Here is a 25484-nt window from a genome sequence, read left to right on the forward strand (position 1 = left end):
GGCACGGATCCATCTAAAAAGCTGTGGAGAGGAGTTTTCGATTATGTTCAAGAATTTTGCTTTGTCACGTCCTTTTGAGTTTCTCGATGCCGATACCGGTGATGGTGCAGGTTCAACTGCGTCCACTGGCGCTTCTGGCACTGATGGTGGCTCAACTGCGACTGCAGGCGACGACACAGGCAGCAAGCCAGGTGCGAACACCCCAGCATCTGACGACAAGCCCAAGAAGTACAGCGACGACGACGTGAACGAAATCGTCAAGCGTAAGAAGGCCGAATGGGCCAAGCAGGTCGATGAGTCTAAGAAGCTCGAAGGCATGTCTGACGCCGACCGCAAGGAAGCCGAAAAGCAAAAGGCAGTTGAAGAAGCTGCTGCTGCTAAAGCCGAACTTGCGACCTACAAGATGCGCGACACGGCTCGAAAGATGCTTACGGACGAAAAGGTTCCTGTCTCAGACAAGGATCTAAGCATTGTTGTTACTTCTGATGCTGACACCACTAAAGCCAATGTCAGCCAATTGATTGACTTTGCAAAGCGTGTTCGCAAGTCAGCCGAGCATGATTTCCTGAACGGCGAGCAACTCCACAAGAACACGAATAAGGCCGGGGCTAAAGGCACGTTGGGCGAGCAACTCGCTAAGACAACGATTGCTTCTAGTACCCGGCCCAATCCTTACTTTCAAACAAATAAGCAATCCAAATAGGAGGAATTAAGCAATGGAAACAAAGACTTACGGCGGTCCTACACAGATTCTCGGGACCCTTGCCAACAAGGTCGCTTTCAGCTGCATCGTCGATGACCAGGGCGTTGATACCGGCTCAGATGGTAAAAAGATTATTCCTGCTGGCACTCCTGTCGGCGGCGACAACGACTTTTTAGCCGATGACCAGAAGCCACTCACTACGTCAAACGACGCTAAGGCACAAGGCGTGCTTGAGCACGACGTGGACGTCACTAGTGGCCAGGGCAATGGCACTCTCATCGTCAACGGCTACATCAACGAATACCGCTTGCCAGCAGGCGTCACCATCACTCCAGAAGCCAAGGCGGCTCTGGCAGATGGCAAGGCTGGCAAGGTCATCTTTTTCAAGCGGAACAAGTAAAGGAGTGAACAAATAAATGGCTACAAACATTTTTGACGATATCAATGCTTCTGATATCGCGACATACTGGACCACACTCCAGCAGCAGGAAGCACCTTATCTTGGTGAAATCCTGTTCCCAAGCACGCGCATTCCAACCAGTGATGTGACCTGGTTCCGTGGTCAGACTTCCGCGCCTGTACCACTTGCGCCGTCTGCGTTTGACACCAAGACAAGCCTCCGTGGTCGTGATGGTTACACAAAGCAGTCCGTACATGCCAACTACTTCAAGGAAGGCAAGTACATCGACGAAGCCATGCGGCAGCAGTTACTGACCGTTGCTAACTCGCCAATCCAGGGGCAGAAGGATATTATCCTCAACCGGATTTTTAATGATGATGCGCAACTGATCCGTGGTGCTGCACTCACTCGCGAAATCCTGCGCATGCAGCTCCTGCAGACTGGTAAGTACAGTATTGCTGGAAACAAGCAGATCTATGCTGACGATTACCAGATGAAGGCAACCCACCAGGCAACTGCTGCTAAGGCTTGGAACGCCGATGGTGCAACACCAATCGACGATATCCGCAAGGCTAAGGACGTTGTTGGTGCTGATACTGACCAGACCATCACTCGCGCCATCATGAACCAGAAGACCTTTGATGCTCTGCTTGCTAACGAGCAGCTTAAGTCCACCATTTTGGCAAATAACGCAAACACAGCGCTCGCTACTGTGCCTCAGACCGTGCTTCTGCAGTGGATTCAGGCCGAATATGGTCTCACCATTCAGGTTTACGACAAGTCCTACACAGGTAGCGATGGCGCTATTCACCGCTTCCTTGATGATGGCAATGTCGTATTTATGCCAGACGGTGACTTGGGCTCAACGTCCTTTGCACCAACACCAGAAGAAACTGACCTGCTTGCATCTACAAGTGCTGACGTTTCTATCGTTGACGGCGGTGTTGCGGTCACGACCACACTGGAAACTGACCCGGTTACGAAGATGGTTCGTGTATCCCAGAACTTTGTGCCAACATTTGAAAACATCGACGGCGTATACGTACTCAAGTCTTTTAGCTCAGCCTCTGGTAGCACTACTCAGCCTACTGGAGGCACCACTAATGATGGCGGCGGTACAAAGCCAGCGGATGACAGCAAGCCAGCCGACAACACTCCTAAGACTGTAGCGGTCACTGGTGTAACTCTCGACCAGACTACGGCTAACGGTACTGTTGGCGGCACTGCACAGCTCAAAGCGACTGTAGCTCCTGCTGACGCAACCAACACCAAGGTCACCTTTAAGTCCAGCGATGAGACTGTCGCGACCGTTGATGGCAGTGGCAAGGTCACCTTTGTCAAAGCCGGAACTGCTAAGGTAACGGCTACTACTGACGATGGCGCTAAGACTGCTGATTGCACCTTTACTATCGCTGACAAGCCAGCAGCTGACGCAGGAACAGGCACCACAACGCCGCCAGAAGCTTAGTAAGGAGGTAGTCGTATGAGCTACACAACGATTAAGTCCTTTACTGACAAGAATCCTAATTCTGCCGAAGCTCCTGGTGCACCAAAGCACATCTACTGGAAAGGTGATCGATACCCGACCAAGGGTGGCTACATTGGTGCAACAACCAAAGCTCGTCTTGATGAACTTATTTCAGGCGGGTGGATTGAAAGGGATGATGACTAATGCCAGTTATTAACGTGGTTCGGAGTGGTCAGGCAACACGCAAAGTGCAGCCGGGTGACACGCTCTTTTCTATTGCTGAGGCTGCAGGCGTTTCTGTTGGCAGTATCCGCAAGCTTAACGACCTCAAGAGCGATGAGCTGCGGGTCGGCAAAGTTATCAAGCTCAAGTAGGAGGCGATTGCATGGCTGATGATATGACCAGCAATGTTGCGAGCCGTATCAAGATCATTGCTCCGCAAATCACGGGGCTCGATGATAGCAGCATGCAACAGTTTGCCGCTGATGCGCTTGCTGATGCGGCGGTCGATGGCTTTACGGACGACCTGTTAGAGCGAGCGGCTGGGTATCTGGCTGCTCACTATGCATTTATCGCCTTTAACCAAAATCAGAACGTCAAAAAGGAAGCCGCTGCGGTCCTGTCTCGTGAATATTTTGACTCGCAAGGGTCAGATGCTTACTTGGCAGAGTATGAGCGGCTTCTGGCGTCTCTGCAGGCAGAAAACGGCGGCGCAAGTCTAGCGAGGTTTATGTGATGGTCAGTGTGGATTTAAGTATCGATGTTAGTGGCGACTCTGGCATCAAAGACATGATTGAGCGGCTCAAAGCAGCTGACAATCAAGTTGTTGAGGCTGGGGTTTTTGGCGGCTTCGCTGCTGATAAAGCAATGTGGAACGAGTATGGCACTAGTCGGGGCATTCCTGCACGGCCATTTCTCCGCAACACACTGTATGAAAAGAGCGCTAGCTGGGCCGTCTTTGTGAAGCCAGTCTTCCAGAGCATTCTGGAGGGCGGTTCGCCTGATATTGCCGGAAAGCTGGGGCCAAAGATGGCTGACGATATTCGTTCGACCATTGATGGAGGCGGCTTTGCACCACTAGCGGCCTCAACTATCGCTCGTAAGGGCAGCAGTAAGCCTTTGGTCGATACCGGTGATATGTACGGCTCTATCACGTGGAAGAAGGGGTGAGTAGATGAGCTTTTACATTGATGCGACGTCCATGTTTGAGACGTTTGCGACTAGCCTCATCGTCTACCCCAAGAACACGCAAAAAGACGGCCATTATGAAGACGGTCGTTGGATTGATGACCCAGAACCGGCACCCAAAACCGTCGATGAGCCATTTATCCCGATGGGCCGCGTCAGCGACTACTCAGCAATGCTCATGACGCGTGATACTGGTGACCTGCAGCGCTACTCAGCTGAGTGGCTGTCCAAGGGTAAGTATGAGATGGGAACAGCGGTGATTGTCCACGGCGTGCGCTACATCGTGCGTGACAAAGATGACTACACTAGCTACTCCAACCTCACCATCTACTACCTGCAGGCTGACGATCAAGACCAAAAGGACGGGGATGAGAAGATTGGTACAAGCTCCACACTATGACTACAAGCTGCTATACAGCCTCTGCAGTGATGCATGCGAGGCTAACGGCTTGCACATGCGCGAATTAGGCGGCAAGGGTCCACAACCTGAGCCGCCTTTTGTGTCCTTTGATATCATCTCGCCTCATATCCGTACCAGTTACGTCGAAGACGACCCGAACAATGAGTTTGCGGTCGTTTTGTCGCTGACTGTGTACGACCTTGACCGGCAGAACGCCTATCAAAGCGCAGATGCGCTGCGTCAGTGCATCGGCAGCAAGAGCCAAGACGTGATGCAAGCTCTGCGGAATGCCGGGGCAGTTCTTGAGGAACGTATGCCGCTGCAGGTCCGCAACATAACCAACATTAACGAGCCAGCAACTATGGTCGGCTTTGACTTCAAGGTTCGGGTATCCGAGCCATACACAGAGCCTGACCAGATTGAAAAGATTAATTTTGAGGAGGAAACAAATGGTTAATACGCTCAGCGACGTCCAGATTATCTTGGACGTTCAGAAGCCAGCCGCGCCGGTTGAACTCGGCGAGCTGGCTATTTTTATGCCCGCAGCAGCCATGAATTTCAAGACCTACACCGCCATGGACGACCTGTCCGCTGACGTAACAGATCCTGACGTTCTTAAAGTTGCAGAAGGCTATTTTGACCAGGACGAGCACTACAAGGACCTGGCAATCATCTCCTACAACGACGTGACCAAGGCACTTGATGCGTACTTCAACAGCGGCTGGGAGTTTGCCACCTTGGCCGGTGCTAAGCCTGCAGCACAGACGACTACGCCACCAGCAAACACCAGCACTACGCCAACCGATTCTGGTTCTGGTGATGGCAAGACGGACGACAGCAAGCCCGCTGATGGCTCTGATACCGGTTCAGGCACATCTACCACACCGGCAGCAACGCCGGCTCCAGAAGCTGCACCAGCGCCTGCTGCGGACGATGCGCAAACAATCAGCAACTATATCGAAATCAAGAAGCGCCGGTTCTTCGTTGAGGGCCTGATTGCTACGACTGACACCGCCGACAACGCTGCAGACCTCAGCAAAAAGTACGACGGCAACGAACGGACGATTCTGTTTGCTTCCGGCACTACTCAGCAAGAAGCCGAGTACGGCGTTGGTGCCTTGATTGGTGAACTTGCCAACCAGGTAGTCGGCAGCATCACCTGGAAGTTCAAGACGCTGAACGGGGTCAAGCCTACTGACTACACCCAGTCTCAGGTCAACCGGATGCATGACGCTGGCATCTTTACCTACGTCTCCAAGGCTGGCATCGAGCAGACGTCCGAAGGCCTCACCGTTTCTGGCGAGTTTATTGACGCACTGCACGGTGATGACTGGGTTAAGGCCGAGATGGAATCTCAGCTGCAGGACTTGCTTAGCCAGTCCAAGAAGATTTCATACGATACCGCTGGCATCGCGGAAATCAAGGCGGTGGCTAACACCGTCCTCACTACTGCGACCGCTAACGGCATCGTCTTAATCGACGCCACGACAGGCAAAGGTACCTTTACTGTCACCACGGTATCACGTGCAGATACGCCAATCGAGGACATCGAGAAACGGCAGTACAACGGCATGAGCTTCACCTACAAGCGGAGCGGCGCTATCCACGCCATCACCGTTCACGGTCTGGTTCAGCTGTAGGAAGGAGGAAACTAAATGTCAGCACCTACTAAAATTCCACTCTACGATGCGCGAGAAGTTTCGCTGGTTATTGATAACCGGATTGTCCAAGGGTTCCAAGAAAATGACATGGCGGTCTTCACTGCAAAGGAAGACCGGATTCAGACTTCTGTTGATGCGCAGGGGTATCCTTCTGCAGCTGTCAACAACAACCACCTGTCCCAGTTGGTCGTTAACCTGTCTGGCAACTCGATTGATCACCAGCGTCTCACAGAACTGGCAAACAACAGTAACCAGTTCGCTGTGACGTTGGACTCACCGATTGAAACCATCACCGCTAACCAATGCTTTATCACTAAGGTCCCTGACTCGGCTTACGGTAAGTCAACGCCAGCACGGACCTACACTATTGAAATGCTCGATGCTAACTACACCGTCCACACGCCACAGACCAATTAACGCCAAGAGCGCCGGGTTCGACTCCCAGCGCTCTTTTTGCACCATAAATTAATTTCTATCACACAAATTTTGGAGGTTATCAAATGTCAGAAGAAATTCAGAACCCAACCGCACAAGTAACAGCTGCACCAAAGCCAGCTGTACCAGCACAGCCAACGCAACCAGTACCCGCAGCAAATGCAGCACTAAACGCCGGTGCAACGCCTGCGCAGCCCGCTCAGAGTGTGCCAACACCACAGCCATACAAGATTGATCGGCTTGGCGAGAACAAGGACTTCACATACACCGACAAGAACGGATATGTATGGCACTACACTTTGCAGTTCCCAGGTTTGAAGAAGATGTACGAAATTCTTGATAGTTCCAACAACGATAACGGGACTACATCACAGTCCAAGCTCTACGAGAACTACCTCAAGTTTGTGGTCGTAAAGCCTGCTGGACTGACCATCGACTCATTCAACACAATTCCTGGCTTCTCTGAATTAATGAACGCGGCCGACACCTTTTGTGGCGAGCGGATTAGCCTCTAAACCCAGCTGGAAAATTGAAAAGCAAGCCGACAACGAAGAACAGTATTGGTTGCCGGTTGCTATGGGCGCGGCGACCCGTGAGGAAGTCAATTGGGCCACAGCTAGTCAACTGCAGCTCTACAACGAGATAGCAATACGCATTTTCAAGCTCAAGTACGGACAAGGGGGTTCGGACACAGATGGCGAATGAGACAACAATTCAGGTCCGAACCGCTGTTACCGGACTTGATCAGCTCGAAAAAGCCAACAGCATGATTGAAAAGCTCAAGGCAAGTGCCAAGGGCTTAGGCAGCATGAGCGGCGGTGATTCTGGCTTTAGCAAGATGACTGCCCAAATCGAGAAGGCCACGCTCAACGCCGACAAGCTGAAAGTATCACTTAAATCGGCAATGGAAGCAGGCGGCGGTCACGATAGCGGCATCACGTCGATGCAAGAGGGCCTGTCAAAGAGCACATCATCTGCTGAAAAGCTGAACAAGGCTCTGCACGAGTCCGCCAGCGCATCGAAAGGCTTCTCCGAATCACAGTCGCGGACTGTTGACTACAACGAGCGGGCCGCTGCGTCAGCTCAAAAGATGGCCGAGTCTCACAAAGCCATTAACCAAATGGGCAACACCAATATGAACTCGGCGTCACGCTTTGCTGAATCATCAGCTAAGGCCGAGGGCTCATGGGGCAAGATTAAAGGTTCAATCAAAGATGCCCTGAGCATGTTTTCAGTGGGTATGATGGGGGCCGCCGCTGTTTCTGCAGTTGGTACCGGCATTAAAAAGGCCGTGAACCTCGGGTATGAGGGCATCAAGGAACGACAGTCAGGTCAAGCAATGTGGGCTACATCTGTTGCTGATGCTCACCCAAATGTCAGTGGTAAACAGCTGCGAAATCAATCCGCAAAGGCCAACATGGCCATGCTGTCTACCGCTATCAAGGCTGGTAACAGCTTTAACGAAGCCAACTCAATGGCTAAGCAAGTCTATTCTTCTTCTGCTGGGAGTTACTCTGGCAACCTGAAGAAAACCCAGTCCCTAGTTAGTGGGATGTTCAACATTCAGGATGCTAACCAGCTGAATCAAATGGATATGAACCGTTTCAAAATGTCCGTTGGTAACATCGGCGATCTTGGCAAAATGAATGGTGGGATTGCGAAATCTCTTAACTTGCTTGATGGCAAGATTGGTCAACACATTCGTGAAGAGTACACCAAAGAAACCGGTAAGCAACTGGCCAAGACAAAATCTGGCAACTGGGACTGGGGCCAGGTCAACGCGCAGACCGCCTATGCTGGGATTGATGAGTATGGACACAGCCGCGGTGTTGGTCATGCGTCCGAACGAGCTAATGCAACGCTAGGCGGCATGACTCGGGCCGGTGGCGAATTTGTTAAGCAAGCGATGACGAACTTTGAACAAAAGTTTGCTGGCAATATTGGTAAAGCGTTTGGCGGCAAGGGCGGCATTATCACCAAAATGTCGAAGTACTTCACTAATGACAAGAACTTCCAAAATCTGGGGGATGCTGCAGGCAACAAGCTGAGTGCCTTTGCAGTTCAGATTGGTAAGGTCGCTAAAGCCGTAGCAGGCGCGGGCAAGGCAATTGCCCCGTATGTAGCTACGTTTAGCAGTGGCTTTGCCAAAGGGTTTATTGGTGAAATCAAAACTGTTGGCACTGGCATAAAAGCCACTTACGACAAGATTAAGGGCCTTGGTAAGAGCGCCAGCAAGATTATTCCACCAAAGGCTTTATCAAGCATTGGCCAAATCACCGGTAAGGTTAGCGCCTTTTTGCTTGCTCTACGTGGTTTTGGGAAGCTGCCAGGCATGGCGGGAGTGGTTTCCAAAATAGTCACGCCGCTTACTAGCATGCTCAGCAAGCTGCCGATTGTCGGTAAAACAATCAGCAACATCATTTCTAAAATCACCGGCACCAATTCCCCACAAATGAGTGCTGGACAAACGATGATGTCTGCTGCCAACACGATGCAGGCTGCTGCCGACAAAATGCTCGGTGGTGGCACTGGAGCTGGAGGGGCGGCACTCAACCCTGATGGCAGTGTCATGACTCGCGAAGAACTTCGCAATGGTGGCAAGAAAATGCCGTGGTACACGCGGTTCAGTCAGGAAGGCGATGAGCTCCTGAACAACGGGGCTCACGCTGCTGACCGAGGCACTTGGATGAGCCGCCTTAAAGGCAACACGCTAAGCAAGCTCGGCGGCTGGGGCGAATCATTCGCCAACTCTAAGGCCGGTGGGCTACTTAGCTCTATTGGCAGTGGCATCGGCAAGACTGGCAGTTTTCTCGAAAAAGGCAATGGCGCTCTGAACGCGCTGTTCGCTGGCGTGGACGTTGCTAATACGATGTCTAAAACCAAAGCGGGCAGTCTATCGCGACACAAGGGCGTTGGCGCTGATATTGGTAACGGCGTGGGTGCAACGCTTGGCGGCGCAGCACTCAGCGGATTAGGGCCTGCAGGTATGATTGCTGGCTCAATGGCCGGTGGTTGGCTTGGTGGTAAAGCCGGTTCGTGGATTGGCGGTCTTTTTGGTGGCAGCAAGCCAAAGAAGCGTGGCAAGTCTGCGGCTCAGATGGCTGCTGAGGCATATCAGCACGCGCAAATAGATTCACAGGCGGCATCTGTCGTAAGTCTCGGCGGTGCAGCAAATACTGCCCAGGCTAAGGCACAGTACCGATCCATTCAGAAAGCTACTCAGTCCAAGAGCAAAGGTGCGCAGCGTCATGCTGCTAATGCCTCACTCGATTATGAGAATGGTGACATGGCTAAGTACCAGGCCGAAACCAAGGCGGCAGCTAAGGATACTGCGGTGTACTACCGCAAGCAGGCTAAGGCCAAGAAGTCGGAGGTTGCATCAGCTGAACGCGCAGCGGCACGAGCCAAGAGCTCATACCGTAAGCGTGAAAAGGATAATCCTGGTGCTGTGGTCGATGATTCCAAAGTCAAGGCAGCAAACAAGCGGCTCAGCTCTGCCCGTAAGGCAGCTCGTTCCGCTAGTGGCAAAGCTTCTCAGGCAGACAAGGACAGTATCGCGCTTGGCAACAAGTCCGCATCATCAACCAAGAAAGCAACCGAGGCTACTAAGAAACACACGGCTGCAGTTAAGAAGGACGGCGCGGCCTCTAAGAAGGCTGCTTCTGATCGTGACAAGGCCGACAGTAAGTCCACAAAGGGCTTTAGCAAGCTGACCAAATCACAAAAGAAAGAGCTTGCTAAGCAAACCAAGAACTTGAAGTCCGAGAACGCTAAGCAAGCCCGTCAAATCAAGTCGGCTAACGCCAAGGTCAAGCAAGCACAGAGCAGGGCAGCTAAGGATATTTCCAAAGCGGACAAAGCTGCATCTAAGGCGATGTCTAAGAATTACAAGACAGCATCAAAGCAGATCAGTAAGGCCGTCAAATCTGGAATGAGTAAGGCTGCCTCCGCTGCCAAGACTGGCTCCAACAAAATCAGCAAAAACATTAAGTCTGGGCTGAAAAATGTCGGGAAAGTCGGTAAGACCAGCTTCAAGGGCCTGACCAACGGCGTTAAGTCCGGCATGAAAGGTGCCGAGCGGGCGGCCAAGTCGGGTGCGAAGCGCATCGGCACGGCGCTCAAATCTGGGCTAAAGAGTGCAAGTCGTGTCAGCAAATCGTCCCTAAAGGGCGTCACTACTGCCGTCAAATCTGCACTCAGCAAAGCAACGAGCGCGGCCAAGTCCGGCGCTAACAAAATCGGCTCAGCTTTAAAGAGCGGATTCAGCAAAGCCGCTAGTGCGGTCAAATCCAGCATGAGCAAGGTCAACTCCGCAATGAGCTCAGCGATGAGTAAGCTGCAAAGCACGGCAAACCGGGCCACATCTTCAGTTGCTAAGAGCTTTAGCAAGATTGGTGCTGCTGCTACGGCGGCGGTCGGCAAAATCAAAGCTTTGGCTTCGGCGATGAACTCGCTCAAGTCCAAGACGATCACTTTAAAAGTCAACGTATCCGGCAAAGGTGCCAGCAAGCTATCGACTGGGACGCCTGGGGCTAAGGCTCCATGGCATCTGGCAGGCGGCTGGTCACCTAATGGCGGCACGCAGGCGGGAATCTACACGGTCAATGACGGTCACGGCGGTCACTGGCAGGAAGGTTTCCGCCTTTCTAATGGGCTGATGGGTCTGTTTCCAAAGAAGCGGGACTTTAAGGCGCACTTGCCTGCAGGGACGCAAGTCTTTAACGGCGACGATACGCACCGGCTTTTCAAACATTTGAAGGCTGGGACACCTGGTGCCAAGAGCAGCAAACCGCATGAGCGCAGCAAAGCACCAGTGATCAACATCACGGTCAACGTGACGGGCGACACTGGTGGCGGCTCGCGGGGCAGCGTCAGCACCAAGCTTGCAAACCAGATTGCTAATGCAATTGGTGAAAAGTTCTTGAAAATTTTCCCAACTAACGCGATTTAAGAAAGGAGCTAACGCATGGGCGTTTTAAGTGACGGCAAAAAGAAATTGAAGCTTTTTGTCCAGACCGAAGAAGAAACAGCAACCAACACAATTGCTCAGTACCCTGTGCAGCGTGGTCAGCCTATCATCGACCACACGCAGGCCGAGAGTAAGACTTGGGACTTTGAGGGTTGGATACAAGGCAAAGACCAAAAGGCGATTGACGCGACTTACCAGCAGCTTTTGAGCTGGCAGTTTTACGGCAATCTGCTGACGTGGAATGGTGCGGTGCATCACCCGAACATGATCATTAGCGAGCTCCACAAAAGCTATGACGATGGCGGAATGACCAACGCACTGAAATTTACCATGTCACTGACCTGGGTAAACCTGGTCAAGTCCTCAGCCAACACGGCCAAAAAGTCGCAAGGACCAAAGTCGCCGGTCAAAAAGGCGTCAGCGCCGAAAAAAGGCACGTACATGACCGTCAAGGCTGGTAACACTTACTGGGCATGGTCGCAAAAGTACAACGTGTCTGTGGCTCAGCTGCGGGCCTGGAACAAGTGGCCGGACCGCAAAATTCCGGTGGGAGCGAAGGTGAGGGTTAAATGAGTTCACGAGGCAAATTCGACCTGGACTTTTCCGAGTGCCCGTTTGAGTTTGAGGCCACGTTTGGCACTGACAGTTTTTACATCGGCATCAACTACAACGAACTGGGCGACTTTTACACGGCCGATCTATACGACGTGTCCCACAATCCGATGCTGCTGGGCGAAAAGCTGGTTTATGGCAAATGCTTGTGGCGGCGCATGGTCGATGAGCGGTTTCCGATGGTGGATATTCTGCCACTTGACGAGTCCGGTCAGACCCACGAAGTTACCAAAGCAACGCTAGGCACCACGGTCTTTTTGTACCAAGATTCAGCCGATGGTGATGAGCCAGATACAGGAGGTGATGACAGTGACAGTCCAGAAAGTTAGCGGCGCTAAGTACAACTTTGAGATTCGCTGCGAAGTTCAAAGCTCTGGCGGCGCGCTCTCCTTTATGTATGGTAAAGACCCAAAAAGCAGCATCGAGATTCATTTCGACGTGCCGTTCTCCGAACAGCCAGAAAAGAACATCTCTGAAATCACACTCTACAACATTGATCCGGCCGTTTTTAACAAAATCAAAAAGGGCGACAAGGTTACGCTCAGAGCCGGTTTTACTGGTGATATTGGAACACTGGTCGAAGGCACTATCTTCCGCACCACGGTCCCATCACTGGAAGATGCTGACACGGCCTATGTGCTGCGGGTACTGGAAGGGCAAGATTACTCCCGGTACAAGAAGCAGCACATCACCTTTAAAAAAGGCAGCAAGGCTAGCACCATCATCAAGTCTGTGGCCGCTAAAGCAGGCATTGACCTGACTTACGTCTCCCTCAAAACGGATAAGACGTACAAAGACGGCTACACAGCCGATGGACACCCGATGGACACGCTTAGTGATATCGCCGATGACTGTAAGACCTCACTGTTTTATTTGCGAGGCAAGCTACGAATCCAATACATCTACGGCGGCGCTAACACGGGGACTTTTGAGCTCACTAATCAAACTGGCTTGCTCCAAAGCCCTACGCGTGAGAGCCGTGATGATGATTGGGTCGATGATGACGACGACGATGGACTGGGCAAGTACAGCTGGTCTGTGGACTCGGTGCTCAACTACAAAATCTGTCCGTTTTCCAAGGCAACCATCAAGACGCCGTATGTAAATACGTCGATGATGGTGCTTAACGGTGAGCATGAGTTTGACGGTGATCAGCCAACCACATCATTTGAGGCGGTGCAGAAATAATGGCAGCAAGAAATTATGACACACAGTTTATTAAGTCCTTGATGCAAAATCTCAACGTTGGCATTAACGTGTCGCAACTGGGTCGCATCGTTAACCTTAACGGCAACACGGCGGACGTCCAACCGCTCGCTCATGACCTCAAAACGGACAACAAACGAGCTATGCTACTGGACGTGCCTATCACGCGCAACGTCACAGATGCTATCAAGGCCGCTGAGGACACGCTCAAAGTGGGTGATGCCGTGATTGTGGTCTTTCTAGACCGTTCAATGGAAAACTGGACTGGCGGCGCGGGTGACTTTTCGCTAGATTCGGGCCGCATGCATGATTTGAACGACGCGGTGATTGTGGGGGTGTTTTAAATGATTGATTTACAGCTTGACCAGCAAACACAAGACCTCACTTTTGACGATGATTTGCACCTCACAGACGGAGTGCAGGAAGTCATGCAAGCCGTGGCCACGTCGCTGCGCACCCGAGTTGGCGAGTTTTTTGCTGATGATCAGATGGGCCTCGACCAAGAATACGTGCTTGGCAAAGCCTACAACGCGGTTTATGCCGCCGGGGCTATCTCTGACTGCATCATGGAAGACCAGCGAGTGGTGTCAGTTGGCAACGTCGAGCTAGTGCAAGGGCCTAAGCGGACACTGACGGCTAACGTTTCCTTTGTGGTTGACCCGTCGGTTCCGGTACAGATGGAGGTGGACTTATATGCTTGATGAGCATGGCTTTAGCAGACCCACTTATGATGAGCTAGTTAATCTGCTGATAGACAAATGGCACGAGCTTTTCGGGGATAATGCCAATGTGGCCACCAATTCTGTTGGTGGTATTTTTATCCGCGTTATCGCCTTTGTGCTGAACCAGGTCTACCAGTTGGCCGAAAAGGTCTATCAGTCCCAGTTTGCTGACTCGGCAACTGGCGTCACGTTGGACCAGCTTGCGGCTAACCAGGGCCTTGTACGCAAGGCTGCACAGGACGCAATCGGTGGGATTCGCATCTTTGGAGTGGCTGGCTATGTAGTCCCGGCGGGCTTTCAGGTCCAGACAGCGGACGGCTTAACCTACGTGACTACCGAGGATATTAAGCTCGTGGGTACTGGACAAAAGGTCTTCCACCTTGACGAAGCGGGCTACACCACCATTGACTATAACGAGGAAGAAATCGGCACCGGTGAAAGCAAGCTACTGTATGCGCTCGGTACTGGTGCCGGTTATAACAAACCCGGCGCTTACGCTGATTACCCGGCAGTGGCCGTCAACCCGGTTGAGGAAGTCCGTGCTATTGAAGTCGAGCAAATCAGTGGTGGCGCTGACCTCGAAACTGACGACCAGTTGCGAACTCGCTTAGAGCAAGCCAGTGATGAGGGGCCATCAAGCCCAATGAACGGGGTTATCTCGGCAATCAGCAAGGTTATTGGGGTCAACTCCGTTAAGATCATTGCCAATGACACGCTGGAAAAAGATGATTCTGGTAACCCACCCAAGACATTACACATATACGTGGACGGCGGTATCAGTGATGACATTGGCCCAGCAATTTTCAATTCCGTAGCGGCAGGGGTGCAAACCTACGGAACTATTCCAGTAGTTTTAAAGGATATTGCTGGTATGCAGCACACGGTCTACTATGACCGGCCAACGCCACTCAATGTACATGTACACATCAAATTGACAACCAATGACGAGTTCCCCATCGACGGGAACGACCAGATTGTTGCGGCCGTCATGGCTTACGTCCAGTCCGTCCCGATGGGTGATGCGGTCCGCTACTCCTACCTGTACCGAGCCATTTATGACCAGGTGCCAGGCATTGTAGTTGCGGATATCACCATTGGCCCAGATACAGACCACTTGGCTGCACAAGATATCGCCTTGGGCGGTGTTCAGCGGGCTGCCTGCACTACGGACATGGTGGTGATTGATGCATGACCTACTTTCAGACCTTTATCGACCACCTGCCCAGCTCGCTTAACAAGGCCGGGACAAACATTCAAAAGATTGCCCGCTTTGTCACTGAGCCACTCGATGACGCCAGCTCATTGTTAAATCAGGTTGAGGCTTGGCGCAACATCGACAAGGCCGAGGGCAAAGCCCTGGACAAGCTCGGTCAGAAATACGGTCAGTTGCGTGGCCAAGCCGACGATGAGTTTTATCGCTTGATGATCAAGTCCAAAATCATCGTTCGTACTGGTGACGTTACTGTGGACGGTGTTTTGCGAGCTATTCAAAGCTCACTGAATGCTGACCCGACGGGCATCAAGCTAGAGACGTTGCGGCCCGGGCCAAAAGATGATGGTGAACCATTGGCTATCAAAGTCGAGGGCATTCCCCTTTCCATTGCACCAAATGAGTGGGAACAGGAATACCTCATCAACCGTGTACGTCAATCCGTTGCTGCAGGGGTGCGCGTGGCGGATATCAACTTCACAGTGACCACGCCAGCATATTTCTATGTTGGCTCCCTAGCACGTGAAGACCGCGAGATTCACACGCGCTCTGATTTGCTCGACGACCGTATCGCGACAGTTGACCCGACCGGCTTGTATTTGGCCGTGTTCGCCAGCATGGACCGCACGATTGAAACCCGGTCAGACTTACTAGATGACCGCAGCAGCAGCGTCACGGCGGGCCAGATGGCAAATCAGGGTATTGCTCGCACACAGCGGACGCAGGTCGTTCCAAGCGACGTCCTCAGCAATCGCCAGACAACTGCAACCGGCAATGCCTGCTTAGGCACAGCCGCGCAGAGCAATGTTTTGCTGACTACTGACGCAACTTACACAGATTCAAATTCATAGGATAGGAGGTAAAACATGGCTTTAACCTTACAATCAATTTTCACCGCTGCGGGTATGTCACTAGCCCAGGACGCCTTAGCGGGCAATTCCAAGATCGTTTTTACTCGCGGCGTTGCCTCCATTGCTGATTGGTCCAAAAAGAGTGCGGACGATATTCGTGCTGCCACCAAGCTTGATGATGAAACGCAAACGACCGGCATTGGCGGTATCGCTACCCGCAAAGATTCAGGCGGCAAGACCGAACAAAATGCCGTGGACGTTCTCATCACTTTCAATCAAAAAGACGTAAAGGCCGACTATCAGCTTATGACAGTCGGCCTTTTTGCTGCTCCAGTAGTCGATGGCAAACAGGGTGCAGAAGTGCTCTACAACGTCACTTGCTACTCAGAGCCGCAATGGATGCTGCAAGACAGCAATGGCAGCACCTTTACGCTCAGCATTGCAACTATCGTTGGTGACCTGGGCAACGTGACTGTTGTGCTGCCGTCCAATAGCGACGGTGGACTCACACAGGACGCGCTCGATTTATTCCACGCGCAGCTCACTAAGGAGTATGACGCCAAGTATCAAAAAGCTGGCTCCTACGCCACCAGCGATGACATCAAGGACATGGCGACCAATGAAGGCGTTGATGGCAAGCTCAAAAATTACGCCCAGAACGGCGCGCTCGCTGACATGGAGACTAAAACAGACGCCAAGGCAACCTATCAGCAAAAAGGCGATTGGCAACCTGCTCCGGAGGATATGCAATCCCAGATAGACACGTTAAATAACAAAATTTCTGCTCTGCAAGCCGAAATTTCGGGGGGAGGGCGTAACCTCTTGAAAGATACAACGTTTATTAAAAAACAATGGGCTGCGGACTATGGTCGCCCACAAATTGAGTTTACAGATGACGGCCTGAAACTAACGTCAACTATGTCAGGGCAGTTTGGTGCGCTTAATACAGCAGGGATTCCCGCATTGGTTGAGGGCCACACTTACACGGTTTCTGTGGAAGCACGTGGCACAACCAAAGCACAGTTTTACATGATGGGTACGCCGAATAACTCGCAGCTGTTTGACTCTGACGGTAAAAGTGGCGAGGAAGTTGATAGTGCAGACTGGACGCCGATTAGCGTAAGTTTTGTTTACCATGCGCCAACGACTAGCATATCTGGTTTTGAGATTTTTGGTGCAGAAGGCGGGTGGATCGAATTCAGAAAGAACACGCTTATGCTCACCGAAGGCTCAGAAGTTGTTCCTTGGGAACCAGCCGCCGGAGACCCTGCACTGACTCCCGACTTGGCGGCATTAACAGCCCGAGTTGCAGCCCTGGAAGCGAAGTAAAAATGAAAAAGGAGGATACACATGGCAGATGAAATGCGGTCAGTCTTTACTAGCGCTGGCATGGCGCTAGCGCAGGACGCGCTTGCGGGTAAGGTGAAAATCACATTTACTCGTGGGGTCGCATCAATTGCCGACTGGTCCCAGCGAACGGCCGATGACCTGCGAGGGGTCACTAAGCTGGCAGATGAGACGCAGGTCACAGGCATTGGTGGCATCGACACCGAGAAGCAAGCGGACGGATCCACGAGCCCGGATAAAATAGATGTAAGCCTGATTTTTAGTCAGGGAGCAATCAAGACCGACTACGCGATGAGCACAGTCGGTCTTTTTGCTGCCCCGGTTGTGGACGGCAAGCAAGGTGATGAGGTGCTGTACACCGTCACCACCTTTAGTAAGCCTCAATGGATGAGTCAGGATAATAATGGCTCGACCATCACGCTCAAGGTGTCCACCATTATCGGGGATACTGCACAGCTCACAGTCATTTTGGCATCTGCGCAAGGTGAGGGTGGCTTGTCTCAGGGCGAGCTGGACGTCTTTAAGGCACAACTGGATAAAGAGTACGACGGCAAGTACGTCAAGCTCTCATCGCTCCCAGATGACACAGGCGCGGCTACTGGCGACAATCCGGTTGTCACCAAGTCCTACCTGGTCAAGTATCTGGCGGATAACGTAGTCGGTAAGCCTGGTGCTGATGGTGCTTCGGCCTATGAAGTATGGGTCAAAGCAGGCAACACCGGCTCACAGGACGACTACCTGAAATCCCTGATTGGGCCTAAAGGTGCAGACGGTAACTCCGTCACTGGGCCCAAGGGTGATCAAGGTCCCGCTGGTCCTGCCGGGCCAAAAGGTGACACTGGTCCTATCGGTCCTGCGGGTCCCAAGGGTGATGCTGGCCCTACCGGTGCGACTGGGCCTGCAGGTACGGTCGCTATTGGTACTGTCACCAAGGGCGACACGGCTGCAGTCACTAATGCCGGGACACCACAAGCGGCCAAGCTAAACTTTACGTTGCCCAAGGGTGACACAGGTGCGCAAGGTCCTAAAGGTGACACGGGTGCTACTGGTCCCAAGGGCGACACCGGGCCACAGGGTCCAACTGGCCCTGCTGGTAAGGACGCGCCTGCTAATGCAGTGCTGCAGCCGCAGCTTGGCGGCATTACGCAGTTTGTCACTATCTCGGCGGCTGACTACAACAAACTGGCGACCAAAGACCCGACAACGCTGTATCTTGTATCAGAATCGTAGGTGACATAGATGCCTGCACATTTTAATACCACACGCATAGGCGCTGGTTACTTGGACAAAGCCAAGTTCACCGGTGCCTATTTAAATGGCGCGTATTACCCATTTGGCTCATTGCTTGAATACGCCGTTTATACAGGCTTGGCTGTTCCACCCGAATCTGAATGGAAGCCTTTTGTTAGTACCATTAGTGGTACATGCCCATCAGGCAGCGTGCTTTGGATTGATATTCGTTCAACCGGAAGCAAGATCGTATCAGTTTCTGGGCAGGATGCGTACACAACCTTTAACAAAAATTCTAGTCTTCCCAACGTTCTGAATATCGTCATTCCGGGCGCCGATGTTGCTTATGACGGGGTGGTAGAGCCTGGCACTTTTACTATTACGTTTGCCAACGGCTCCAAGGAAACGTTGGTGGCAAAGGGCGACGGGAAGAACACCGTAACCGTTTCAATCGAATAGGAGGATTCAAAATGCTGTTATTTAATTCGGGGGGGGACACTAGCCCTCTAACACGTTACAGAAAGTGGGCGTTATAATGCCTGCTTTTTTTGATGGAAAATCAGTCTACGGTCTCTACTTGAATGGCAAGCGTGTGAACGTTGCGTATATGAATGGCGTTAGATATCCGTTTGATTCAGGGCTCATGTATGCGTGGGATGTCGATGAATGGAAGCCACTAGAGAGTGGCGTATTCCTTGAAGCACCGTCTCAATCATCTACTTTCAACATCAAGGCTGCTCATGGGAAACTAGCCAGCTATACCGATAGCAACGGCTATGTCGATACTCGAGATGATGGCGTCTTGATTTTGGCCCCCTCAGCTTGGGGACTGCAGAAAGGTGTCACTGCATACATCACTCTGACGGATGGTGAGCAGATTCACTATCATACAAGCTTCAACAATTCGACCGGCGTCACGTACTACTTTGATTAGGAGGAAGATTATTACTCTGGCGGCGCGCCGCTACACAGCAGTAATAAAACAATCTCAATCGAAATTGAAAATGCGGACGGCATCAAGTCAGAAATGACTGGCAGCCTGCAGGTATCGTAACACGGCAATAGAAAGGAAGATTTAAATGACAGACGCACAACCAATGAAGACGATGTACCAGATCAGCACCGCACCAGTAGATGATGCTGGTAATTTTTATTTTCCAGTCCTCGTACCAACGAACGTTAAGGATTACCCGGTCACCTTTACCGACGTGGCTCCAACCCAGGAACAGCTCGCGGCTGGTAAGGCTTTGAAATTTAATTGGGCTACTCAGACTTATGTACCAAGTGGTGCTGACCCGATCGTTCTGCAGATGGCTCAACTTGCTAAGAGTTTTGCAACTCAGACAGCTGCAACCAAGCAGCAACTCGCAAGTATCGGACTTGCTGTCGCCAAGTCACTCAAGCCAGCAGATGAGGCACAAAAGCCGGACGCCTCAGATGCAACGACGACCACTCCATCAACTGATAGTGCTCAGCCTGCAGCTGACAGCTCATCTCAGACAGCAAATTCCACACCTGTAGCACCTACAAACGGCGATACAGCGGCATCTACTGGCCAGACTGCTCCAGCACAAAACACCGACGCAACTCAGGCTTAATTTAGGAGGATAAGACATTATGGATAGCTTTGTAGAATACTACGACTCAATTTACAGCAAAGACGACCTGCAGACATTTGCGGACGCCGGTCTGATTGCTCAATCAGTTGTCGATGCTCGTATCGCGGAAGTTGCTGCAGCCAAGCAAGCACCAGCGGCCTAGCCTATGAAAGAGATACGTCGATTACTGGCTAAGCTTAAAGCCAATCATAGTTGGATTTTTATTGGACTTGAGACGCTCGTCGTCGGCGTGTACTTTCTGGCCTGCCGCAACAGCGTCAATGGATTCGTTCCGGGCCACATTCCTATCGGCGGCCTTGACGATTGGTTTCCGGCGGTCATTTGGATTTTGCTTGGTGGGTTTACCATCGTTAATAACTTGTTTGATGTGTTGCCTGATCGCAACCGCCCGACAGCCTACTTACTAATAGGTTTGTGGGGCTTTTATTTTGGATTGATGTTAGTGCGCGACCTTAACGACCCGCATCCGCCGGTCATTGGTATGAGCACTATTTTTTTCGGCATTATCATGCTTCGCATCATTGTGCTGCTGCTATTTGATGAGACTAGTCAGCACCCACATCCACATCGGAAACGGAAAGGAGGCCGCAAGTGAGCACAGCTCTTTTTAGCGGCCTGATATCTGCTGTGGTAGCCGTGACCGTAGCCATGGTTTCCGCAAAGACGGATTTAAAGACCACAGATAAAAACGCAGCTGCAAGCACTGAGGGCATTTATGCTCAGCAACTGCCTGAGCTGCTCGAAAAGATTGGTGACCTCCAAAAAGAGCGGAGTCACTTGTCCGACCAGCTCTTAAAAATGCAGGAAGAAAACGGGAAGCTACGTATTTCGGTACATGATCTCAATGCAAAGATTGACCAGCTCACCCAGTTACTAGAAAAGGAAGGTATTAAATATGGAGATGACTAGTATTCTAGTCGCAATGCGCACTGCTGACGTTCTCGAAGGTCGTGCAACTTTAGACATGGTGGAACCCGCGTTAAAGGCCAAGGTAACCGAAGCCTACGCGGTCTACACCCAGGCACGCACTGCACCAGTAATCGACAAACTGGATAATGATGACACCTTGCCCGATAAACCAGCTGATGCAGACGCTGATAAAGATGCACCACAGGACGGCAAACCAGCAACACCAGTCGCACCAGCACCTGCGCAGCATGCAGCTCCAGCACAGCCAGAGAATACGGCTCCCTCCCAGCCGGGGGAGGTGAGTGCAAATGAGCCAGCAGCTTAGCAGCATCCTCCGCGATTTTCTGACGGTTGTTGTAGTGCCACTGATTCCGGTGGCCTTTGACTATCTGTATGCACAAGCTAAAACTGTCAAGCAGAAGGCGTTCATCAGCAACCTGGAAAAGTTTGCGGAGATGGCGGTGCATGAAGTCGAGCCCGCTGCGACTGATAAGAAACCGCTCAGCAATACGGACCGTAAAAACACTGCTATGGAAATTGTTACTCATGCGCTCGGTAAGAAGGGCCTCAAAGCCGATCCAGAGCTCATCTCCGGCGCGATTGAGACGGCAGCGGATAAGATGCACCAGGAGCACAGCCAGTCAGGTGTGATTGAAACACCCGTGTCACCAATGCAGACGGCGCCAGCAGCAGACCAGGTCAAGGTATACAAGCCAATGACCAAGACGGCCGTGGCTCCGGCAGTATCAGCTCCGCAGTCAGCACCGGAAGATACAGCCAAGCACCTACATTTTGGAGGTGATGAGAGTGACCAGAACGCAGGGAACTGATAACGCAGTATACCAGGGCAGCCTCGGCATGTACGGCCAGGCTTCTGACACCTTTTTGATTGCACAGATTGGTGGTTATAACGGCCGGATGTATTGGCAGCCCACCTATGCCAGCCAGGTGCGCAACGCTTTAGCCAAGGGCAAACACGCACACGCCTATATCTGGGGCCAGTTTGGTGGTTCGCAGACTATTGCCAAGCAAGTCATGGACACCTTTTTGCCGCACATTGGCTTACCCAAAGGTGCAATTGTCGCGATTGATTACGAGGCCGGTGCCTCACATAGCAAAGCGGCTAACACGGCGGCGATTGCTTACGGCATGCGGCGTATCAAGCAAGCTGGATATACACCGATGTATTATTCGTACAAGCCGTACACCCAGCTTTACGTTGACTCAGCTGCCTTAGTTCGTGAGTTTGGTAAAGACAAGCTGTGGATTGCATCATATCCATATTTGAGGCCAGTCCTGACGCCAGATTTCAACTACTTCCCTTCATTAGAGGGCATTGGCATCTGGCAGTTCACCAACAAGTACGGGCGTGAGGGCGGCCTCGATGGCAATGTTGATCTGACCGGTATCACGCTCAATGGCTACACTAAAAAGCCAACAGCAATCAAGCTGCCAGCTAAGAAACCTGTGAAGAAGGAAGATGAAGAAATGCAGAAGCGCAGTTTGTGGCCTGTCGATTATGTGGGGGTCGCGTATCCATACGAGGATGCTGACACCTATAAAGACGTGGCTATGCGCACCAAGTTCCATCGAATCCAGAAAGGCAAGGCATACCGCATTTTTGAATTGCGGGATGGGGTAGTTGACCTGGGCAGCCAGTGGGCCGCAACGGGCAACTTGAATTGCAACTTTAATCCGCTGCCGTCTGGCGGCCAGAACGCGGTCTACAACGCCAAGCCAGTGCTAAAGACGAAGAAGGACGGCTCGACCGTCACTCTCGAAGCGGGCAAGTGGAAAGCATTTGGCCTGAAAGATGGCCGTGTTGATCTCGGCGGCGGCGAATCTGGCAGTGCGTCTGATTTTCGCGTGCTCCTCTAATTTAATACAGAAAGAACAGCTCACTCGCTTCGGCGGGTGGGCTATTTTTTTGTGCTCAAATGAAACCACGATTCAGCACATCTCTTACTATAGTGGTATAAAATTGTGTCAAATGAGTAATGGAGGCCATGCAAAATGAATGACGAACGGTTGCGCTCATACCACCTGGGCGAAGCATACGGACTATATATGGCACTGGCTTCAACGCATCCAGACACACCGAGCATTGGAATGGAAGATGGAGATGCTAGAACTGCATTGCGAGAAATACATGATTTTCCAAAGCATCCGATCACTTCGTTGAACAAGCTCTTTCATCGTAGCAAGCCAGACACGCGTTACTACGCTTTGCACAAAGTGTTGGCTGACAAAATCAGAAAAGGCTCGGAGTGGACCGATGAGCCACTAGTAACAAAGGGCTACCTTGCTGGCATTCGTGACGTCAATAATCGCATGCAGGCATTCGAACAACACGTTCCCGACCGACAATCGGCGGCAAGCCTCCTGACCAGAGCAATGATGGATAAGTATGTGACCAATAAATTCAACAAGGCGTATATATACGAGCAGGATGCTGATAACAGAGCGGCGTACTGGAAGGCAGTCAAAAAGGCCATATAACAATTAAGGCCTGTCCGTTTTGGACAGACCTTTTTTGAATTGTGCAAATCTGCATCCGTTTGCGAATCCTATATGAGTAGCACACAAAAAATGGTATTCATATAGGAGGAACAGACATGGACAAACGTTCAGCAGAATGGATGACACAGACTTTTCAGCAGTTGATTTGTGACCGGACAGCAGTCCAAGTAAGGATTGATGCACTTAAACGCACCACAAAGGTACCAGACAGCGCTAAGAGCAAAGAGTTTAACGAGGGCTATATCGCTGGCCGTCTCAGTGCATGGCGGACAATCGAAGTAGAACTACACTATCGGTTTACCGACATGAATGAGGCAGCCCTTATTGCGGGCGGAAAGGAGCACGTCAAGCAGCTTGTTGGCAGTTCTGAGCAATGTTGCAAGGCAGATACGCGTGCCATTGCTCTAATGCACCTTTACCTAGACTTGAGGTCGCAAGGACGCTATGCTGAAGCACAAGTGATTAGTGAGAAGATTGCTGTACAACAGGACGAGGTAGACTTACTTGCTAAGGAAAATCAGCAGAAGATGTTGGCCCTAGCCAAAGCACTCGAAAATAGTCGGGCGGGATGGCCGGACGGGGAATTATTGACTGCCTGGGCAGGTGAAGGACAGTACGACCCGCTCAGGGAGTTTGACGAGCTGTAGCTCCGCAAAATTGGTAAAACCCACAGTAAAGAAAAAAGTATAGACGCCGGTAAACGGCTGGTATTGATAAAATGTCAGATGCTACGATAAACGCCGTTGCTGAGGCATTTGTTACCTGACGATATTTATGAAATACCCCTTGTATACAAGTCCAACATGTTCGCTCTTCTTGGCCGTCCTGGCTACGAAGAGAAGACCAAGGAACTCAACTCACGCCTGTAATTACCGCGTGATTGTTCAATCCTGAGTAAAAAAGTGACCGCTCGTTTCGGCATTAGTCGAAGCGGACGGTCATTTTTTATGCGCTGCCGGGGATGTGCAATCAATTAATTCATGTTGCTTGTGTTATGCTGAAAGCGAGAATGATTAAAAAAGGAGTCCAAATATGATCTATCGGCAATTAGGTAAGACTGGTTTTAATATCAGTGAGGTTTCGCTGGGCACGTGGCAGCTCGGCGGCAAGTGGGGCGCACCCTTTGACCAGCAGGTTGCTGACGCGACCCTGGCAGCTGCGTATGAGGAGGGTGTGAACTTTTTCGATACCGCTGACGGCTACCAGGATGGCGCCAGTGAGCGCACGGTTGGGGCCTTCGTGAAGAAGCACCCCGACGTGCACTACACGACCAAAATTGGGCGGAAGGACCCCGAGTTGTCCATCGCGCATTTCCAGCCGGCTGCTCTGGACCGCTACGTTGACGCGTCGCTGAATAACATGCAGACGGATGCGCTCGATCTCGTTCTGCTGCACTGCCCGCCAATGCCCGCGTACTATGATCCCGAGATTTTTGCCCACTTGGACCAACTCAAACAGGCCGGTAAAATCCGCAACTACGGTGTCTCCGTTGAGCGGGTTGAAGAGGGCTTGAAGGCCTTGGATTACGGCGTCTCGACCGTTGAAATTATCTTCAACATGTTCCGCCTGCGTCCTGCCCGCTTGTTCTTTGAGCAGGCTAAAGCGCATAACGTTGGGATTCTGGCCCGGGTTCCACTCGCATCTGGCTTGCTGTCCGGCAAGTTCACCGCGGACACCAAGTTTGCCCCGACTGACCAACGCAGCAATAACCGCCACGGTGAGCTCTTTGACAAGGGTGAAACATTCTCCGGCGTCGATTACCTGACCGGGGTCAAGGCTGCGCAAGAGCTGAAGAAGCGGCTCAAAACCGATAATTTGGCCGCAATCGCCCTCCGCTACATTTTGATGTACGATGCAGTCTCTGCCGTGATTCCAGGTGCAAGTAATCCGAACCAGATTACGCGCAACACGGACGCCGCTGCGCTGCCAGCATTAACCCACGAACAGATGGGTATCGTGCAGGATGTTTATGATGAATACATCAAGAATCCAGTTGAATATCTGTGGTAAAACAAAAACAAGCAGGTTGCTCAC

34 protein-coding genes are annotated in these 25484 nt (G+C 51.7%); all 34 read left to right on the top strand.

Features of this window, described 5'->3' with window-relative positions; all coding sequences use genetic code 11:
* Nucleotides 1-43: 43 nt before the first annotated feature.
* The 34 genes from GN107_RS01200 to GN107_RS01365 all read left to right on the top strand — a co-directional run bounded on the left by GN107_RS01200 (nt 44) and on the right by GN107_RS01365 (nt 25460).
* Nucleotides 44-703, top strand: coding sequence for a DUF4355 domain-containing protein (locus GN107_RS01200; RefSeq protein WP_196246205.1), 660 nt, complete (start codon nt 44-46; stop codon nt 701-703).
* A 13-nt stretch (nt 704-716) separates the two neighbouring features.
* A complete protein-coding gene (locus GN107_RS01205) occupies nt 717-1103 on the top strand; it encodes a hypothetical protein (protein ID WP_155286051.1) in 387 nt (128 codons plus the stop codon).
* Between the two features lie 16 nt (nt 1104-1119).
* Nucleotides 1120-2571: a major capsid protein gene (locus GN107_RS01210; protein ID WP_155286050.1), complete on the top strand. Its 1452-nt coding sequence runs from the start codon at nt 1120-1122 to the stop codon at nt 2569-2571.
* 15 nt (nt 2572-2586) lie between these two features.
* Nucleotides 2587-2775 carry a hypothetical protein gene (locus GN107_RS01215; protein WP_155286049.1) on the top strand — a complete coding sequence of 63 codons (189 nt, stop codon included), beginning with the start codon at nt 2587-2589 and terminating at the stop codon, nt 2773-2775.
* Nucleotides 2775-2945 carry a LysM peptidoglycan-binding domain-containing protein gene (locus GN107_RS01220; RefSeq protein ID WP_155286048.1) on the top strand — a complete coding sequence of 57 codons (171 nt, stop codon included), beginning with the start codon at nt 2775-2777 and terminating at the stop codon, nt 2943-2945. Before GN107_RS01215 ends, GN107_RS01220 begins: the two co-directional genes overlap by 1 nt.
* A gap of 11 nt (nt 2946-2956) precedes the next feature.
* Nucleotides 2957-3307, top strand: a complete 351-nt coding sequence (locus GN107_RS01225; protein ID WP_155286047.1) for a DUF4054 domain-containing protein — start codon at nt 2957-2959, stop codon at nt 3305-3307.
* The gene (locus tag GN107_RS01230; RefSeq protein ID WP_155286046.1) at nt 3307-3741 is read left to right on the top strand and encodes a hypothetical protein; all 435 of its coding nucleotides are present in this window, start codon (nt 3307-3309) and stop codon (nt 3739-3741) included. Before GN107_RS01225 ends, GN107_RS01230 begins: the two co-directional genes overlap by 1 nt.
* 4 nt (nt 3742-3745) lie before the next feature.
* The gene (locus GN107_RS01235; protein ID WP_155286045.1) at nt 3746-4159 is read left to right on the top strand and encodes a hypothetical protein; all 414 of its coding nucleotides are present in this window, start codon (nt 3746-3748) and stop codon (nt 4157-4159) included.
* Nucleotides 4128-4616, top strand: a complete 489-nt coding sequence (locus GN107_RS01240) for a phage neck terminator protein (RefSeq protein WP_155288044.1) — start codon at nt 4128-4130, stop codon at nt 4614-4616. Before GN107_RS01235 ends, GN107_RS01240 begins: the two co-directional genes overlap by 32 nt.
* Complete coding sequence (locus GN107_RS01245; protein WP_155286043.1) at nt 4609-5799, top strand: DUF3383 family protein; 1191 nt, start codon at nt 4609-4611, stop codon at nt 5797-5799. The genes GN107_RS01240 and GN107_RS01245 overlap by 8 nt, the downstream gene beginning before the upstream one ends.
* A gap of 15 nt (nt 5800-5814) precedes the next feature.
* The gene (locus GN107_RS01250) at nt 5815-6237 is read left to right on the top strand and encodes a hypothetical protein (RefSeq protein WP_155286042.1); all 423 of its coding nucleotides are present in this window, start codon (nt 5815-5817) and stop codon (nt 6235-6237) included.
* 83 nt (nt 6238-6320) lie between these two features.
* Entirely contained in the window at nt 6321-6770 is a 450-nt protein-coding gene (locus GN107_RS01255) for a hypothetical protein (protein ID WP_230678526.1), read from the top strand.
* Between the two features lie 179 nt (nt 6771-6949).
* Nucleotides 6950-11206: a hypothetical protein gene (locus GN107_RS01260; protein WP_155286041.1), complete on the top strand. Its 4257-nt coding sequence runs from the start codon at nt 6950-6952 to the stop codon at nt 11204-11206.
* 15 nt (nt 11207-11221) lie between these two features.
* Nucleotides 11222-11797, top strand: coding sequence for a LysM peptidoglycan-binding domain-containing protein (locus GN107_RS01265; protein WP_155286040.1), 576 nt, complete (start codon nt 11222-11224; stop codon nt 11795-11797).
* The gene (locus tag GN107_RS01270; protein WP_155286039.1) at nt 11794-12165 is read left to right on the top strand and encodes a phage baseplate plug family protein; all 372 of its coding nucleotides are present in this window, start codon (nt 11794-11796) and stop codon (nt 12163-12165) included. Before GN107_RS01265 ends, GN107_RS01270 begins: the two co-directional genes overlap by 4 nt.
* Nucleotides 12146-13024 (top strand): phage protein, encoded by an 879-nt coding sequence (locus tag GN107_RS01275; protein WP_230678525.1) that lies wholly within the window; start codon nt 12146-12148, stop codon nt 13022-13024. Before GN107_RS01270 ends, GN107_RS01275 begins: the two co-directional genes overlap by 20 nt.
* Entirely contained in the window at nt 13024-13386 is a 363-nt protein-coding gene (locus tag GN107_RS01280; RefSeq protein ID WP_155286037.1) for a Gp138 family membrane-puncturing spike protein, read from the top strand. Before GN107_RS01275 ends, GN107_RS01280 begins: the two co-directional genes overlap by 1 nt.
* Nucleotides 13387-13743: a contractile injection system sheath initiator gene (locus GN107_RS01285; protein ID WP_155286036.1), complete on the top strand. Its 357-nt coding sequence runs from the start codon at nt 13387-13389 to the stop codon at nt 13741-13743.
* Nucleotides 13736-14956 carry a baseplate J/gp47 family protein gene (locus tag GN107_RS01290; protein ID WP_155286035.1) on the top strand — a complete coding sequence of 407 codons (1221 nt, stop codon included), beginning with the start codon at nt 13736-13738 and terminating at the stop codon, nt 14954-14956. The genes GN107_RS01285 and GN107_RS01290 overlap by 8 nt, the downstream gene beginning before the upstream one ends.
* The gene (locus tag GN107_RS01295) at nt 14953-15825 is read left to right on the top strand and encodes a hypothetical protein (protein WP_155286034.1); all 873 of its coding nucleotides are present in this window, start codon (nt 14953-14955) and stop codon (nt 15823-15825) included. Before GN107_RS01290 ends, GN107_RS01295 begins: the two co-directional genes overlap by 4 nt.
* 15 nt (nt 15826-15840) lie before the next feature.
* Nucleotides 15841-17154, top strand: coding sequence for a hypothetical protein (locus GN107_RS01300; protein ID WP_155286033.1), 1314 nt, complete (start codon nt 15841-15843; stop codon nt 17152-17154).
* Nucleotides 17155-17175: 21 nt separating this feature from the next.
* Entirely contained in the window at nt 17176-18402 is a 1227-nt protein-coding gene (locus tag GN107_RS01305; protein ID WP_196246204.1) for a phage upper tail fiber protein, read from the top strand.
* 51 nt (nt 18403-18453) lie between these two features.
* On the top strand, nt 18454-18861 hold the full coding sequence (locus GN107_RS01310) for a hypothetical protein (RefSeq protein ID WP_155286032.1): 408 nt from the start codon (nt 18454-18456) through the stop codon (nt 18859-18861).
* Nucleotides 18862-18937: 76 nt separating this feature from the next.
* Nucleotides 18938-19336 (top strand): hypothetical protein, encoded by a 399-nt coding sequence (locus GN107_RS01315; protein WP_155286031.1) that lies wholly within the window; start codon nt 18938-18940, stop codon nt 19334-19336.
* 145 nt (nt 19337-19481) lie between these two features.
* Nucleotides 19482-20000 (top strand): hypothetical protein, encoded by a 519-nt coding sequence (locus tag GN107_RS01320; RefSeq protein ID WP_155286030.1) that lies wholly within the window; start codon nt 19482-19484, stop codon nt 19998-20000.
* Between the two features lie 19 nt (nt 20001-20019).
* Complete coding sequence (locus GN107_RS01325; protein WP_155286029.1) at nt 20020-20163, top strand: hypothetical protein; 144 nt, start codon at nt 20020-20022, stop codon at nt 20161-20163.
* 3 nt (nt 20164-20166) lie between these two features.
* A complete protein-coding gene (locus tag GN107_RS01330) occupies nt 20167-20616 on the top strand; it encodes a hypothetical protein (protein ID WP_155286028.1) in 450 nt (149 codons plus the stop codon).
* The gene (locus tag GN107_RS01335; RefSeq protein ID WP_155286027.1) at nt 20613-20930 is read left to right on the top strand and encodes a hypothetical protein; all 318 of its coding nucleotides are present in this window, start codon (nt 20613-20615) and stop codon (nt 20928-20930) included. The genes GN107_RS01330 and GN107_RS01335 overlap by 4 nt, the downstream gene beginning before the upstream one ends.
* Entirely contained in the window at nt 20917-21255 is a 339-nt protein-coding gene (locus GN107_RS01340) for a hypothetical protein (RefSeq protein WP_155286026.1), read from the top strand. The genes GN107_RS01335 and GN107_RS01340 overlap by 14 nt, the downstream gene beginning before the upstream one ends.
* Entirely contained in the window at nt 21239-21760 is a 522-nt protein-coding gene (locus GN107_RS01345; RefSeq protein ID WP_155286025.1) for a phage holin family protein, read from the top strand. The genes GN107_RS01340 and GN107_RS01345 overlap by 17 nt, the downstream gene beginning before the upstream one ends.
* A complete protein-coding gene (locus GN107_RS01350) occupies nt 21738-22808 on the top strand; it encodes a GH25 family lysozyme (RefSeq protein ID WP_371863470.1) in 1071 nt (356 codons plus the stop codon). Before GN107_RS01345 ends, GN107_RS01350 begins: the two co-directional genes overlap by 23 nt.
* 135 nt (nt 22809-22943) lie before the next feature.
* Complete coding sequence (locus GN107_RS01355; RefSeq protein ID WP_155286023.1) at nt 22944-23429, top strand: hypothetical protein; 486 nt, start codon at nt 22944-22946, stop codon at nt 23427-23429.
* 116 nt (nt 23430-23545) lie between these two features.
* Nucleotides 23546-24097: a hypothetical protein gene (locus GN107_RS01360; RefSeq protein WP_155286022.1), complete on the top strand. Its 552-nt coding sequence runs from the start codon at nt 23546-23548 to the stop codon at nt 24095-24097.
* A gap of 385 nt (nt 24098-24482) precedes the next feature.
* Nucleotides 24483-25460, top strand: a complete 978-nt coding sequence (locus GN107_RS01365; RefSeq protein WP_155286021.1) for an aldo/keto reductase — start codon at nt 24483-24485, stop codon at nt 25458-25460.
* Nucleotides 25461-25484: the final 24 nt, after the last annotated feature.

It is taken from the genome of Lacticaseibacillus zhaodongensis (assembly GCF_009687905.1).
Lineage (GTDB): Bacteria > Bacillota > Bacilli > Lactobacillales > Lactobacillaceae > Lacticaseibacillus > Lacticaseibacillus zhaodongensis.